Genomic DNA, 14,288 nt, shown 5'->3' with positions numbered 1-14,288 from the left:
GGGGGGCCTCCGAATCACCCCCTATGCTTTTTTTTGTTCAACCCCCCCCCCCCCCTCGGGCGCCATGCGCTCCCCACCTCTCCCCCGATCGACGGGGGAGAGGAAAGGCGCGAACTTATACAGGCTGGCTCCCTTCCTCTCCCTCCGGAGGGGGGAGAGGTGGCGCCGCGAAGCGGCGACGGAGTGGGGGAAGCCCTCCGCGAAACGCACAGTCGCCGAAAAACTGCCAAAACTTGGCGAGCGAGAAAACTCAGACAAGAAATCATGATCCCGAACCGCAGGACCGCGTTAGCGAAAAGTAGCGACCGGTCGCGGACAAACCGTTCCGTTTGTTCGGAGATCATGCTCGGAAAAGAAATCAGGCAATGACCAAGAAACCGGAAAAACCAGGATCTGCCAGCATTCGCGTGCTGAAGACGCGGATCAAGAAGAAGAGTGGGCTGAAGGAATCGTCGCGGCGCTGGCTGCAGCGCCACATCAACGATCCCTATGTCCAGCGCTCCAAGGCTGACGGCTATCGATCGCGCGCGGCCTACAAGCTGATCGAGATCGACGACAAGCATCATCTGTTGAAGCCCGGCATGAAGGTGATCGATCTCGGTGCCGCCCCCGGCGGCTGGTGCCAGGTCGCGGCAGCGCGGACGAAATCGACGGCCGACAAGCCGCATGTCATCGGCATCGACTATCTGGAAATGGACGCCGTGCCCGGCGCACCGGTGCTGTTGATGGATTTCCTCGATCCGCTGGCTCCGCAAAAGCTGGCCGAGGCGCTCGGAGGCGACCCCGATATCGTGCTGTCCGATATGGCGGCACCCACCACAGGCCACAAGCGAACCGACCATATCCGCACCATGCATCTGTGCGAGGTGGCGGCTGATTTCGCTCTGTCGGTCCTGAAGCCGGGTGGGCATTTCCTCGCCAAGACTTTCCAGGGTGGCGCCGAAAACGAGCTGCTCTCGATGCTCAAGCGGAATTTTCGCTCCGTCCATCACGTCAAGCCGCCGGCGTCACGCGACGAATCGGTCGAACTCTATCTCTTGGCCAAGGACTTCAAGGGGCGAGAGCCGCCGTCAGGTGAATCGGAACCTCCAGAGGGCGAGCCCGAAGTGTAACTCGCGTCAGGTGCCGGGCGGGCTTACCGTTTCCAGCGTCTTGGGCCTTGTCAACCGGCCATGTCCGGAGACGGCGTTGCCGGCATCGGGCGCCAGCCGCATGAATGATAGCGATGCGGCGGCGGAAATCGCCGCGACGACGAAAAACGCGGTGTGGAAATTCGCCAGCGTCAGTGACCTGCCATTCAGGCTCGTTGACACTTCCAGGATGCCGCCGGCCACCGCCACGCCAAGCGCGATCGACAGCTGCTGGAAGACCGCGGCAATCGGCGTCGCCTTGCTGGTGTCTTCAGCCGAAACCTCGGCATAGGCGAGCGCATTGACGCCGGTGAAGAACATCGAGCGGATGAAGCCGCCGACCAGCAGCATGGCCAGCACCAGCAGATAGGGTGTGTCTGGTGTGAACAGGCCGTTGATGGCGATCGAGGCCGCGGCGACCAGCGAACCGATGACCAGCACACGGCGGAAGCCGGCGACGCGGAAGATCAGTGCGGTGACGAATTTCATGCCGATGGCGCCAATCGCCGAGACGAAGGTGATCATGCCGGACTGAAACGGCGTCAGCCCAAAGCCGATCTGGAACATCAGCGGCAGCAGGAACGGCACGGCACCAATGCCTATGCGGAACAGTCCGCCGCCAAGTACCGAGGAGCGGAACGCCCGGTTGCGGAACAGTTCGAGCGCCAGCAGCGGGTTTTTGGCACGGCGCGCATGCAGCAGATAGAGCGCGCCCGACAGCAGGCCAACCGTCACGGTGACGACACCGACGATCGGCGGCAGATAGGGCAGGCTGACCACCGACAGGCCGAACACCACGCCGGATGCCGCCAGCCCGCTCAGCACGAAGCCGATGAAATCAAGCGGTGGGGTCTGCGCGGGTTCGGTCTCCGGCAGGAAGCGCGTCGCCAGCCAGATACCGACCACGCCGATCGGCACATTGATCAGAAAGATCCAGTGCCAGGTGAAGTAGGTGGTGATGAAGCCGCCGACGGGCGGCCCGACCAGCGGCCCGACCAGTGCCGGAACGGTCAGCCAGGACATTGCCGCGACGAGTTCGCTTTTCGGGGTCGCGCGCACCAGCACCAGCCGCCCGACCGGCGTCATCATGGCGCCGCCGATGCCTTGAAGGAGGCGCGACACCACGAAGGCCGGCAGCGAACGGGAAAGAGCGCAGGCGATCGAGCCGACGATGAAGACCGCGATCGCGGCACGAAAGACGTTCTTGGCGCCGAAACGGTCGGCCATCCAGCCACTGATCGGAATGAAGATCGCCAGCGACACCAGATAGGCGGTCAGCGCCAGCTTGAGCGCAATCGGGCTGGTGTGGATGTCGATTGCGATCGCCGGCAGCGATGTCGCGATGACGGTCGAATCCATGTTTTCGATGAAAAGAGCGACCGCCAGTATGAGCGGAATGGTGCGGTTCAAGGAACGCGTCCAGACGTGAATGTTGCGTCGCCGCTAGCATGTCGGCTTCAGGAGGGCGGGTATCATGCCTTCGCCGGGATGTCGCATTAATTTGCTGTCACTTTTGTGCGACCGGCAACCATAGGTGGCACGATTGTGTGTTCGAACGCTGTTGTGCAATGCAACGATCGGTTTTCATCGGCTATGTCGCCGCGAGGTCGAGGCCGACGGCATCTGCATTTCTGCTAGCAAATGAAAAACCCGCCGTGAGTTCTCGATGCGCTGACTGACAGGCAGATGCGCGATGACCTTCGAACCCCTGACGCAGTACGGGAACTTCCGCACCATTTCACCCCCTTGCGTCGATGCGCAAGCGAAAAGGGCGCCCCGAGGGACGCCCATCGATCGCGAGCGTCGGGGTTCAGGCAGATTGGCGCGACATCTGCGTTCGTATCGTCGCCGCATTGTAACCCAGCGGTACGAGCGCCGCGATCGCCTCGGCTGTCGTTGCGTTAGGGTTTGCCTCGCGAAACCTGCGCACTGCCTCGACAGGGCCAAGGCCTTCGGTCACGTCGGCGCTCAGCGACATTTCGAGGATGTCGAGCTGTGCCCGCAGCGCGGCGATTGCGGCCATGACCTGTTTGATATTCTTCACGACTGGGCGCTCCTTATTTCGCGTTCAACTGCTTCAGGATCGCGCGGGCATAGGCGTGGGTCGTGAACTCGGCGCCGCTGTCATCAATCAGTTCGCGGCGGCCTGCCTGGAACATACCGAGGCGCGAGGCCATGCCACGCAGGGCTGTCTTATTGTCGCCGTTCGGCACGTTGCGGTCGTTAGCGGTGCGCTTCATGTGGATCGGATAGATATTGACGATTTCGAATCCACCAAACGAGCGGATCTCGTAGTTGGCGATCATGTCTTCGTGATTGGTCATTGTCCCGCACCCTGTCCCGTCGCCTCATTGCGATGAACGATGAATAATATATTGCATGTGCAATTGCAACGACAATTTGCGGAGATAATTGCAAAAATAACGACCGAACGTTGCATAGTGAGGCATTGCCGACTAATCACCTGGGCAACGTCTTGCGAGGGCGGACTACGTCCCCAATGCGTATTGGGTAGGGTCGATCTGGGGAGCCGCTGAAACTTGCAATGTTGACAAACGGACCGACAGACCAAACTTTCTGGGTCTTGTTCAGATAGCCAACGTAAGCCCATCCGCTACCTACAATGACCGGTTTGGGCGGGGAAGAGTCATTGTTGCAACTATCGTTCCGATGCCTCCTTATGGACAAGGAGGCGAGTTGGCGCGAGGTGCCGCGAATGCCGTGCTTTCTGTCTAATGTAAACAAGTCCCCGATGAACCGCCTTCTCACGTCTCTTCACGGAAGACTTGGAGCAAGGCGTGCCACAAATCTTCCTCACCACCAAATTTTTGACTAGCCCTATGCGAACTAGACTGTTGACTCTTGGATCCGTTGGCAGATTCTGTTTCCCAACTAAAAAAGGGGAGAGAGACTATGGGGACCGACGCATGGGAAGCCGCACGCGAACCACAAAACCCAACGCCACGACCGTCACCGCCATCGCCACCGAGGCCGACCCCGGTGCAAGTGCCGTCCCGACCGTCGCCGGGGGAAGTCAGACACCCGCCGGCACCGCATCCGGACCCCCGACCGGGGAAGAGGGGATAACCCTAAGTTGCCTCATGAATGCGCGCTACCACAGCGCGCGCGAGGCTTTCTTGGACGCGGTTCATCGCTGGTTTATGTTTGGCGTTGTCATAAGCGGTGCTGGCGCAGTCTCAGCGTTGTTTGGCGAGATTCCTTACGTCAATTTGGCGCTCGGCACTGTTGCAGCGATCCTAGGTGCAGCCGATCTGGCGTTCGATTTGTCAAACAGAGCGCGCACGCACTCGCTTATGAAGCGTCGCTATTTTGAATTGCTTTCTGATCTTCGCGAAGGGCAAAAGACCATAGTGCAGGCGGAAGCCTGTGTGCATCGATACAGCGCCGACGAAGAACCCGCGTACCAGGCCCTCTTAAATGGGTCATGGAACGCGGCTCAGGAAATGGTCTATGGGGACAGTGCTAAACTTTTGATTATTCCTGTCTGGCACCGTCGGCTACAAAATATTTGGCGCTTTGAAGGCTACAAATATTCATAGAAACTGCGCGTACACTTAAGACCGTCACAAACGCAGGCAGTGACGGCTCCGGGCGCCTCGATTCTGGCACGTTGAATGCAAACACGTCTAGTGGCGCTTTGGCTATGGTTTCGCAACCGAATCGTAAATGCCTATTTCCAATCCCCGAAGTGCGGTTGAAGGCGAGCACGACCCTCGTCGAGCTTAGCGTGCCACATGGGTGGCATATCAAAAGGGGCGCCTTCGAGCGGCCCTTTTTTGTTACAGCCAGCCGCTTTCCGGGAGCGTGAAACACGGCAACGAACTCGGGTTGACGGGTTCCTTCGCAGCCTTTGCCGGCGCGTTGGCTGACGGAGCATTAAACGAAAAACCCGCCTGAGCGGCGGGTCACTGGCGCAAATCAGCACCATAGGGGAATATGTACCATAGCTGAGGGCACGAAATCAAGAAAAAATTCCTATCCTGAAAAGCTGCCGGCACAAAAGCTGCCGACACTGAACTGGCTGTCGTCAGGTCTTTTGTTAACCTGACTTCGGAGCCTGGGGCGTGAAATCATCGGCTTTTCATCGGCGCCGGGACGTGTTACGAGCCAGCGCCAATCCTGAAAGGGAAGAAGACGAGTCGGCGCTGTCCATTCCGGTCAAGCGCTTTTTTGTATTCCGAGGACTGGCCATGGCAAAAATCATCGAAACGTCCACCGGCGCACTGGCGCTGACCTTTGACGACGTGCTGTTGCAGCCCGGTCACTCCGAGGTCATGCCTGGCGAGACCGATGTCCGCACCCGCATCGCCGGCGACATTGACCTCAACGTGCCGATCCTATCGGCGGCTATGGACACCGTCACCGAGGCGAGGCTTGCCATCGCCATGGCCCAGGCCGGCGGCATTGGCGTCATCCATCGCAATTTCTCGCCGGCTGAACAGGCAGAGCAGGTGCGGCAGGTCAAGAAGTTCGAATCCGGCATGGTGGTCAATCCCGTCACCATCGGCCCCGACGCGACGCTCGCCGACGCGCTGGGCCTGATGCGCAGCTATTCGATCTCGGGCATTCCAGTGGTCGAAAATGGCGGCAGTGGCGGCCACAAGGTCGGGCGGCTGGTCGGCATCCTGACCAATCGCGACGTTCGCTTTGCGTCCGATCCGGCGCAGAAGGTCCATGAACTGATGACCCGCGACAACCTGATCACCGTCAAGGAGAACGTCGACCAGGACGAGGCCAAGCGGCTTCTCCATCAGCACAGGATCGAAAAGCTGGTCGTGGTGGACAGGCAGGGCAATTGCGTCGGGCTGATCACGGTCAAGGACATCGAGAAGTCGCAGCTCAACCCGCACGCCACTAAGGACGTGCAGGGCCGCTTGCGCGCCGCCGCCGCCACCAGCGTCGGCGATGACGGTTTCGAGCGCGCCGAGCGTCTCATCGACGCCGGGGTCGATCTTCTGGTGATCGACACCGCGCATGGCCACTCGCAGCGCGTGCTGGACGCGGTCACGCGCGCCAAGAAGCTTTCCAACTCGGTCCGCATCCTGGCCGGCAACGTCGCCACCGCCGAAGGCACGCAGGCGCTGATCGATGCCGGCGCAGACGCCGTCAAGGTCGGCATCGGTCCGGGCTCCATCTGCACCACGCGCATCGTTGCCGGCGTCGGCGTGCCGCAGCTTTCGGCGATCATGTCGGCAGTCGAAACGGCGCACAAATCAGGTGTCTCGGTGATCGCCGATGGCGGCATCAAGTACTCCGGCGATCTCGCCAAGGCGCTCGCCGCCGGTGCAAGTGCCGCCATGATCGGTTCGCTGCTGGCCGGAACCGACGAAAGCCCCGGTGAGGTCTATCTGCACCAGGGCCGCTCCTTCAAGGCGTATCGCGGCATGGGCTCGGTCGGCGCCATGGCCCGCGGTTCCGCCGATCGCTACTTCCAGGCTGAGGTGCGCGACACGCTGAAACTGGTCCCGGAAGGCATCGAAGGGCAGGTTCCCTACAAAGGACCTGTGTCTGGCGTGCTGCACCAGCTTGCAGGCGGCTTGAAAGCCGCTATGGGTTATGTTGGTGGTCGCGATCTTGCCGATTTCCGCGAACGCGCCACTTTTGTGCGTATATCCAACGCCGGACTTCGTGAAAGCCACGCCCATGACGTCACGATCACCCGCGAAAGCCCGAACTATCCGGGCGGAGCCTGACCAGTACGGGATTGGACGAAACCTGACCGCATCGATCCTGCGGCTGTCGCGCCATGCGGCCGCACTGTGTTTCCTGTCGGCGGCGGTTTTCATCGCCATGACGGCGATGGAATTCTTCTACTTCCGGCGGTTGAGCGGCGGCTTGTCGTCACTCGACATGCGCGTTTGGGGCTTCACGCCCGACGAAGGCATGGCCTGGCTGACGGCGCTCGGCCGGCGCGGCGGCGAGATCATTCTCGTCTGGCACTATCTGACCTTCGATCTCCTGTTCCCGGCGCTGCTGTCGGTGACGCTGATCAGCCTGATCCTGGCCACGGGCCGGCGATTGAAGCATTTCCGCGTGCTGCCGGGACAGCTGCAATCGATCGTCGCGCTGGTTCTGGTACTGCCCTACACGCTTGCCGACTACGCCCAGAACATCGCGGTGGCGCGGCTGCTGTCGGATTTCTTGTCGGCTAACCCGGACTCGCTGTCTTTCGCCTCTGCGCTTATCGTCACCAAATTCGCGCTTTTCGCCATTCCGGTGATTGTCATTGCCGCCTTCTGGCTGACAGGTCAGAGACACCAACCTTGATGCCAGACGGGGCAGGGGGCACTTCATGAACCAGACCACGATCTTCTGGCCTGTTCTGGCGCATGTGCTGCTGATCTACATCGTCTATGTCGTCCTGGGTCGTCGCAGATATGGCGCGGTCAGGTCAGGCGAGGCCAAGCCCGACCAGTACAAGGTGCGCTCGACCGAGCCGAGTTCCAGCTCTGCCGTTGCCGCCAATCTCATCAATCAGTTCGAGCTGCCGGTGCTGTTTTATGTGCTGTGCCTGATGCTGCACCTGACCAACGGCGTAAACTATCTGACTCTGGCGCTGATGTGGATTTTTGTCGCGTCGCGGTATTTCCATGCCTAGATTCACCTGACCAGCAACCATCTGCTGCTGCGCAGCCGCTCTTTCTCGTTCGGCGCGGTGGTCCTTTTGCTGGGATGGATCTGGTTTGCGGCGCACCTGCTCGGAATGGTTTGAGCCGGGCAACTGCCTTTCTCCCACAGGGGGAGGACGAGGCTGAAGCTAAAGATCAAACAGTGCAATCTTGCGCTTGTCGAACTTGATGCCGATCTCGCCGCGCACCAGCTTGAGCGCTGCCTCGCCGAACACTGCGCGCCGCCAGCCCTGCAGGGCCGGTACGTCGGCATCCTCGCCTTCGGCTGCGATGCGATCGATGTCGTCGCTTGAGGCCAGCACTTTCGAGGCGACGCCTTCCCTTTCGGCGACGATCCGCAGCAGCACCTTCAACAGTTCCGCGGCAGCGTTCGAACCCTCCGGCGGCTGAAAACTCTTCGGCAGTTTCGGCATCTGCTCCTTGGGCAAGGCAAGGGCAGTATTGACCGCGCCCAGCAGCGCCGTGGCCGTCGAGGAGCGTTCCCAACCCTTCGGCGTGGTGCGCAGCTTGCCAAGGCCTGTCGCGTCGCGCGGCGCCTGCTGCGCCACCTCGTAGATCGCATCGTCCTTGAGCACGCGGCCGCGCGGCACGTCGCGTTCGCGGGCCTCGCGCTCGCGCCACGCGGCCACGGCCTGCACGATCGCCAGTTCCTGCGGTTTGCGCAGCCGCATCTTCAACCGCTTCCAAGCGTCCTCGGGATGCGGATCATAGGTCTCGCGCGAGGTCAGGACATCCATTTCCTCGTTGAGCCAATGGGCACGGTTCTCCCGCTCCAGCTCGGCGCTGAGGTGCTGATAGACCTCGATCAGATGGGTTACGTCGGCCAGCGCATAGTCGAGCTGCTTGTCGGAAAGCGGCCTGTGACGCCAGTCGGTGAAGCGCGACGACTTGTCGAGCCGCGCACCGGTGATCCGCTGCACCAGCTGGTCGTAGGAAACGCTGTCGCCAAAGCCGCAGACCATCGCCGCGACTTGCGTGTCGAACACCGGGTGCGGAACCAAGTCGCCGAGATGGACGATGATTTCGATGTCCTGCCGCGCGGCGTGGAAGACTTTGACCACCGCCTCGTTGGCCATCAGCTTGAAGAACGGCTTCAGATCGATATCGGGCGACAGCGGATCGATCAGCGCCGTCACGCCGGGTGCGGCCATCTGGATCAGGCACAGGATCGGCCAGAAGGTCGTTTCCCGGATGAATTCGGTGTCGACGGTGACGAACGCCGACTTTTCGAAAGCGGCGAGAGCGGTCTCGAGTTCTTTCTGGGTGGTGATGACGTGCATCAAATCGCTTTTGGCAGGAGTAAGGTTTTCCTAGATTTCAGCCGGCGGGGCTTTCGTCAAGCTTTGGCGCCATCTTCACGAGCCAGCCGGCCCGTCGGAATCGCTGTTTCTTCTGGCCAGCCGTGCGAATACCGTCGAGGTGCGCAACAGCGCGGTGAAACGGCGGCGCCTGCCTGCCGGCACGCCGGAACGGGCCTGCATCCGATAGAGAATAACAGCAATGAAGATCGCATAGACCACGGCGCTGAACACAAACAGCGCGCTCGGTCCGAAATATTGCATCACGGCTGAGGCGGCGAACGGCCCACCAATGGCGCCGAAGGAATAGAACAGCATCAGCGCCGCGTTGATCAGCACGAATTCGCCGGTATCGGCGCGGTCGTTGGAGTGCGCGGCTGACAGCGAATAGAGTGGCATGGCGAAACAGCCGAAGATGAAGACGAGGACGAAGTTGAGCGCCGGATTGCTGCCGGCGATGAACGCCAGCGCCAATGCTGAAAGCATCGCGCAGCAGGTCGTCATCAAAAGCACCCGGCGCCGGTCCCAGCGGTCGGAGAGGTAACCCAGCGGATACTGGATGATGGCGCCGCCGAAAATGCCGACGCTGACGAAGGTGACGACGTCGGCGACCGACATGCCGATCTGCTCGGCATAGACCGGCGACAACGTGCGAAAGGCGCTGTTGGTGACGCCAACGGCGATGCAGCCGAAGCAGCCCAACGGCGAAATCCGCCAGACACGCGCCAGGTCAAGCTTGACGTCCTCGGGCGGCGTCGGGTTGGAGCGGTCGCCGAGCGAGACCGGCACAACCGAGAACGTGATCATCATCGACATGATGGCGAAGATGGCGAAACCGCCGGCGCCGAAGATCGGGATCAGGAACTGGGCGCCGGTCACCGAGCCGATATCGACCATCCGGTAGATCGCCAGCACACGCGCGCGGTCGCGATTGCTGACGCCGGAATTCAGCCAGCTTTCGACGATCGTGAACAGCCCGGCGAAACAGAAACCGCCGGCAAAGCGTACCGCGCACCACATTACCGGATTGAGAACCAGCACCAGCAAAAGGGTGCCGACCGAGGCGATTGCCGCCAGTGCCGCAAATGCCCTGATATGGCCGACGGCCTTCATGATGCGGGTGATGGCCAGGCAGCCGAGCAGGAAACCGGCGAAATAGAACGTGCCCATCAGGCCGATGACGGAGGCGGAAAAACCTTCCTGCGCGCCGCGCAGCGCGATGAGCGTGCTCTGCAGCCCATTGCCGCCAAGCAGAATGCCGGCGGCGAGCAGGAGCGGGATCAGCGGACGGATGGAGGACATGAAGGGGTGATCACGTGTCGGTGACCCTTCTTGAACTATCGCCTTAGTTATTGCCAGCGGCAATCCTGGTGGCATAGTTCGAATTCGGCCTGGGTCGGGAATGGGTAGGCCGTTCAATCCGTGCTGGAATTCTGCAGCTTCAGCGACGCTGCATGTGCAACGAACGCTTCAACACTCTCCTTTGAATAGCCAAGGAGAGCGCCCTCCAGTCTCGCCAGATCATTCGATGTGAAGACGTCAAAGGCTTCTCCGCTGCGGCACATGCGAGCGATCAGCAGGCTGAGCTTGCAGCGCCACTCCTCTGTCGGCAGGCAGTAGCTGCGTTCTTCCACGGACGTTTTGGGATCAACCTGGGAGAACTTCAGAATTCGGCCTTCGTCGACAAACTGCTTGAAATGCGCTTCACCAATATCTTCGGCGTCCACGCCTGGTTCTGCCGCGAACAACGCCATCGGCTTGTCGCCCCGCAGCATCAGTTCCAACTCGCGGCCATTATGTGGCCCGATGCCCTTTTGCGAAGAGCGTTTCGGCACAAAGCATCTCCCAAATCGTGATGGCTGCATCGTTGCAAGAAATGCTTCTGACGGCAATGCATGAAGACCGGCAGAGACTTGGATCCCTCAAGGTCGAACCAACAGGCAACCAAAGCCGCTTGCCTTGACAAAGGCGGCCTCTCATGCGCTTTTCGCGCAAATTTTCGAGCCGGCCCGTCGGCCGCAACCCAGCACCCCGGACTGTACCAATGACAATGCACCGTTACCGCAGCCATACCTGTGCCCAGTTGAGGAAGAGCGACGTCGGCTCGACCGTTCGCCTGTCGGGCTGGGTGCATCGCGTGCGCGATCATGGCGGCTTGCTGTTCATCGACCTGCGCGACAATTATGGTCTGACCCAGATCGTCGCCGATCCCGATTCGCCGGCCTTCAAGGTTGCCGAGACCGTGCGTGGCGAGTGGGTCATCCGCGTTGACGGCGAGGTCAAGGCGCGCTTGCCCGAGACAACCAATGCCAACCTGCCGACCGGGGAGATCGAGATTTTCGCCCGCGAGATCGAAGTGCTGTCGGCGGCCAAGGAATTGCCGCTGCCGGTGTTCGGCGAGCCTGACTACCCCGAGGATATCCGGCTGAAATACCGTTTCCTCGACCTGCGCCGCGAGACGCTGCACAAGAACATCATTGCGCGGACGAAAATCATCGCCGAAATGCGCAGGCGCATGGGCGAGGTTGGTTTCACCGAATTCTCGACTCCGATCCTCACCGCCTCGTCGCCGGAAGGCGCGCGCGATTTCCTGGTGCCGTCGCGCATCCATCCCGGCACCTTCTACGCGCTGCCGCAGGCGCCGCAGCAATACAAGCAGCTGATCATGGTGTCGGGCTTCGACCGCTACTTCCAGATCGCGCCCTGCTTCCGCGACGAGGATCCGCGCGCCGACCGTCTGCCCGGCGAATTCTACCAGCTCGACCTCGAAATGAGCTTCGTCGAGCAGGACGACGTGCTGTCGACCATGGAGCCGGTCATGCGCGAGGTCTTCGAGACCTTCGCCAATGGCAAGCCGGTGACGCAGAACTTCCAGCGCATCCCTTACGATGTCGCCATGCGCAAATACGGCACCGACAAGCCGGATCTGCGCAACCCGATCGAGATGCAAGCCGTCTCCGACCATTTTCGCGATTCCGGCTTCAAGGTGTTTGCCAACATCCTGGCCAACGATCCGAAGGCCGAGGTGTGGGGCATTCCGGCCAAGACCGGCGGCAGCCGCGCCTTCTGCGACCGCATGAACTCCTGGGCGCAGGGCGAGGGCCAGCCGGGGTTGGGCTATATCTTCTGGCGCAAGGAGGGCGACAAGCTCGAAGGCGCCGGCCCGCTCGCCAAGAACATCGGCGAGGAGCGCACCGAGGCGATCCGCCTTCAACTCGGCCTTGCCGAAGGCGATGCCGCCTTCTTCGTCGCCGGCGATCCGAAGAAGTTCCTCTCCTTTGCAGGTGCGGCGCGCACGCGCGCCGGCGAGGAGCTGAACCTTGTCGACCGCGAGCGCTTCGAACTGTGCTGGATCGTCGACTTCCCGTTCTTCGAGTGGAACGAGGAAGAGAAGAAGATCGACTTCGCTCACAATCCGTTCTCGATGCCGCAAGGCGGCATCGATGCTCTGAATGGCGAGGATCTGCTCGGCATCAAGGCGTTCCAGTATGACATGGTCTGCAACGGTTTCGAGATCGCTAGCGGAGGTATCCGCAACCATCTGCCCGAAACCATGGTCAAGGCGTTCGAGACGGTCGGGCTGGATCGCGCTACGGTCGAGGAGCGCTTTGGCGGCCTCTACCGCGCTTTCCAATATGGCGCGCCGCCGCACGGCGGCATGGCTGCCGGTATCGACCGCGTCGTCATGTTGCTGGTCGGGGCGAAGAATCTGCGCGAAGTGACCATGTTCCCGATGAACCAGCAGGCTTATGATTTGTTGATGAGCGCGCCTTCGGAAGCGAGCCAACAGCAGCTTCGCGAACTGGCGCTGCGCGTGGCTGTGCCCAAGAAGGACGCCTGATCGCGCTTCGGGCTCTGCTTTAAAAAACCACCCGAATTCGTTTGGTTCGCTAATCCCAATAAAAAGCCCGGCATCGCTGCCGGGCTTTTCTCGTCTTGAGGTCGTTTCGATCAGTCTTCGTTGGCCTTGACGGTGACGCCGAGCGTCTTCGGCAGGTCGAGCGGGTTTGACATGGCGCCCGCCATGATCAGCGCGAACGGCACCGATGCCGGTGGCTCTGCCGAGATCTCGATGCTCTTCGGATCGTCGAGATATTTGCCGACCGCGGCCGTGACCTGTGCCGTCAGTTCCGGGTTGTTGAGCTGAGCCATGCCGAACGGCACGATCGCCTTGGCCTGGTTGGCAATGTCCTTGCCGGACATGCCTTGCTGCTTGCCGACATAGTCCAGCACCTTGTTGGTCAGCGAATCGTCGTCGAAGCGGATCGAGGCGCCGTTGAACGAAAGCTGCTGCAACAGGCCGAGCATCGCCATGCCCTGCGCCGAATTGTCGGCGCCTTCAGGTTGTGCCGCCATTTTCTTCTGCATTTCCTGCAGCGACTTGATGAAATCCATCGTGTAGCCGCCGAGATCGAAGGTCATTCCGAACGTGCCGGCATTCTCGACGGAGATGTCATATTTCGACAGTTCCATCTTGCCGTCCGAGGGCTGCCAGGTGCCGGCCATCTCAAGATTGCCCGCGATGTTCTGGTAGCCGAGCGCGTTGATGACTTCCTTGGACTTGGGATCGTCGACCAGCGTCAGGTCGGCGTTGAACTTTTCCGTGGTGGCGCTGAATTCCATCGCCTTGCCGTCCGCCGGCGGAGTGATCTCGATGGCCAGTCCGTCCATCGAGAAGGCGGTCTTGTCGGCGACCTTGACGGTCATGTTCGAGAGTTCGGCAGACTTGTACATCATCAGCGAGCCCAAGGGGCTGGTCGCGCCGTCGGCCGGAACGGTCATGTCGTGGATGACGAACGGGCTGAGATCGAGGGTGACGCCGTCCTTGCTGTGTTCGAAGGCCGCCGTCGATACGGTGGCGATGTCATAGCCGCCATTGGCCTCGGTGATGCCTTCGAGTTTGACGTCGCCGATGGTGAGGGCTTCCTTTTCCGCCGCCGGTTTGACGGCAACGCCCTGCAGCACCATGCTGGCGTTGTCACCGGTCACGCCGGTCCAGGAAATGTCGACGCCCTGGGCAGCAAGGGCTGCCTTCAGCCGGTCGGCGACTGCCGCGTCCTGTGCAAGGGCGGCGTTCAGCGGCAACGTGAGCAAAAAGCTCGAAAAGGCAAATTTCTGGAGAGTTGAGCGTTTGATTGTCATCGCAAGGTCCCTGAGAGTGTCCTGAAATTGTTTTTCAATTCTTTGCGCCATCACCATTCCGTGACGAA

12 protein-coding genes and 1 pseudogene are annotated in these 14,288 nt (G+C 61.0%); 6 read left to right on the top strand and 7 right to left on the bottom strand.

The window, feature by feature from the left end; genetic code table 11:
- Nucleotides 1-365 precede the first annotated feature (365 nt).
- The gene (locus tag NKJ01_RS21035; protein ID WP_352730633.1) at nucleotides 366-1,112 is read left to right on the top strand and encodes an RlmE family RNA methyltransferase; all 747 of its coding nucleotides are present in this window, start codon (nucleotides 366-368) and stop codon (nucleotides 1,110-1,112) included.
- 6 nt (nucleotides 1,113-1,118) lie between these two features.
- On the opposite strand, the gene NKJ01_RS21030 is transcribed toward NKJ01_RS21035, so the two are convergent.
- From NKJ01_RS21030 to NKJ01_RS21020, 3 genes are all read right to left on the bottom strand, one after another.
- On the bottom strand, nucleotides 1,119-2,540 hold the full coding sequence (locus NKJ01_RS21030) for an MFS transporter (protein WP_352730631.1): 1,422 nt from the start codon (nucleotides 2,538-2,540) through the stop codon (nucleotides 1,119-1,121).
- A 400-nt stretch (nucleotides 2,541-2,940) separates the two neighbouring features.
- Complete coding sequence (locus NKJ01_RS21025) at nucleotides 2,941-3,174, bottom strand: hypothetical protein (protein ID WP_352730629.1); 234 nt, start codon at nucleotides 3,172-3,174, stop codon at nucleotides 2,941-2,943.
- Nucleotides 3,175-3,187: 13 nt separating this feature from the next.
- Nucleotides 3,188-3,436 carry a hypothetical protein gene (locus NKJ01_RS21020; protein WP_352730627.1) on the bottom strand — a complete coding sequence of 83 codons (249 nt, stop codon included), beginning with the start codon at nucleotides 3,434-3,436 and terminating at the stop codon, nucleotides 3,188-3,190.
- A 621-nt stretch (nucleotides 3,437-4,057) separates the two neighbouring features.
- On the opposite strand from NKJ01_RS21020, the gene NKJ01_RS21015 reads away from it, so the two are divergent.
- The 4 genes and pseudogenes from NKJ01_RS21015 to NKJ01_RS21000 all read left to right on the top strand — a co-directional run bounded on the left by NKJ01_RS21015 (nucleotide 4,058) and on the right by NKJ01_RS21000 (nucleotide 7,863).
- A complete protein-coding gene (locus NKJ01_RS21015) occupies nucleotides 4,058-4,690 on the top strand; it encodes a hypothetical protein (protein WP_352730625.1) in 633 nt (210 codons plus the stop codon).
- A 651-nt stretch (nucleotides 4,691-5,341) separates the two neighbouring features.
- On the top strand, nucleotides 5,342-6,844 hold the full coding sequence (gene guaB, locus NKJ01_RS21010; protein WP_023762205.1) for an IMP dehydrogenase: 1,503 nt from the start codon (nucleotides 5,342-5,344) through the stop codon (nucleotides 6,842-6,844).
- Entirely contained in the window at nucleotides 6,795-7,418 is a 624-nt protein-coding gene (locus tag NKJ01_RS21005; RefSeq protein WP_352730622.1) for a hypothetical protein, read from the top strand. Before guaB ends, NKJ01_RS21005 begins: the two co-directional genes overlap by 50 nt.
- A gap of 25 nt (nucleotides 7,419-7,443) precedes the next feature.
- Nucleotides 7,444-7,863, top strand: a pseudogene (locus NKJ01_RS21000) (MAPEG family protein).
- A 45-nt stretch (nucleotides 7,864-7,908) separates the two neighbouring features.
- On the opposite strand, the gene rnd reads toward NKJ01_RS21000, so the two are convergent.
- The 3 genes from rnd to NKJ01_RS20985 all read right to left on the bottom strand — a co-directional run bounded on the left by rnd (nucleotide 7,909) and on the right by NKJ01_RS20985 (nucleotide 10,913).
- Nucleotides 7,909-9,060: a ribonuclease D gene (rnd, locus tag NKJ01_RS20995; RefSeq protein WP_352608367.1), complete on the bottom strand. Its 1,152-nt coding sequence runs from the start codon at nucleotides 9,058-9,060 to the stop codon at nucleotides 7,909-7,911.
- 75 nt (nucleotides 9,061-9,135) lie between these two features.
- The gene (locus NKJ01_RS20990; protein ID WP_352485765.1) at nucleotides 9,136-10,380 is read right to left on the bottom strand and encodes an MFS transporter; all 1,245 of its coding nucleotides are present in this window, start codon (nucleotides 10,378-10,380) and stop codon (nucleotides 9,136-9,138) included.
- Nucleotides 10,381-10,493: 113 nt separating this feature from the next.
- Nucleotides 10,494-10,913, bottom strand: a complete 420-nt coding sequence (locus NKJ01_RS20985; RefSeq protein ID WP_352608365.1) for a hemin receptor — start codon at nucleotides 10,911-10,913, stop codon at nucleotides 10,494-10,496.
- A 215-nt stretch (nucleotides 10,914-11,128) separates the two neighbouring features.
- On the opposite strand from NKJ01_RS20985, the gene aspS reads away from it, so the two are divergent.
- Nucleotides 11,129-12,919, top strand: a complete 1,791-nt coding sequence (gene aspS / locus NKJ01_RS20980; protein ID WP_352730642.1) for an aspartate--tRNA ligase — start codon at nucleotides 11,129-11,131, stop codon at nucleotides 12,917-12,919.
- 110 nt (nucleotides 12,920-13,029) lie between these two features.
- Here aspS and NKJ01_RS20975 read toward each other — a convergent pair whose 3' ends face one another.
- Nucleotides 13,030-14,220, bottom strand: coding sequence for an aq_1923 C-terminal domain (locus NKJ01_RS20975; protein ID WP_352730619.1), 1,191 nt, complete (start codon nucleotides 14,218-14,220; stop codon nucleotides 13,030-13,032).
- Nucleotides 14,221-14,288: the final 68 nt, after the last annotated feature.

The organism is Mesorhizobium sp. M0276, assembly GCF_040321755.1.
In the GTDB taxonomy this organism is placed as follows: Bacteria; Pseudomonadota; Alphaproteobacteria; order Rhizobiales; family Rhizobiaceae; genus Mesorhizobium.
This window is presented reverse-complemented; position numbering and strand designations above follow the sequence as displayed.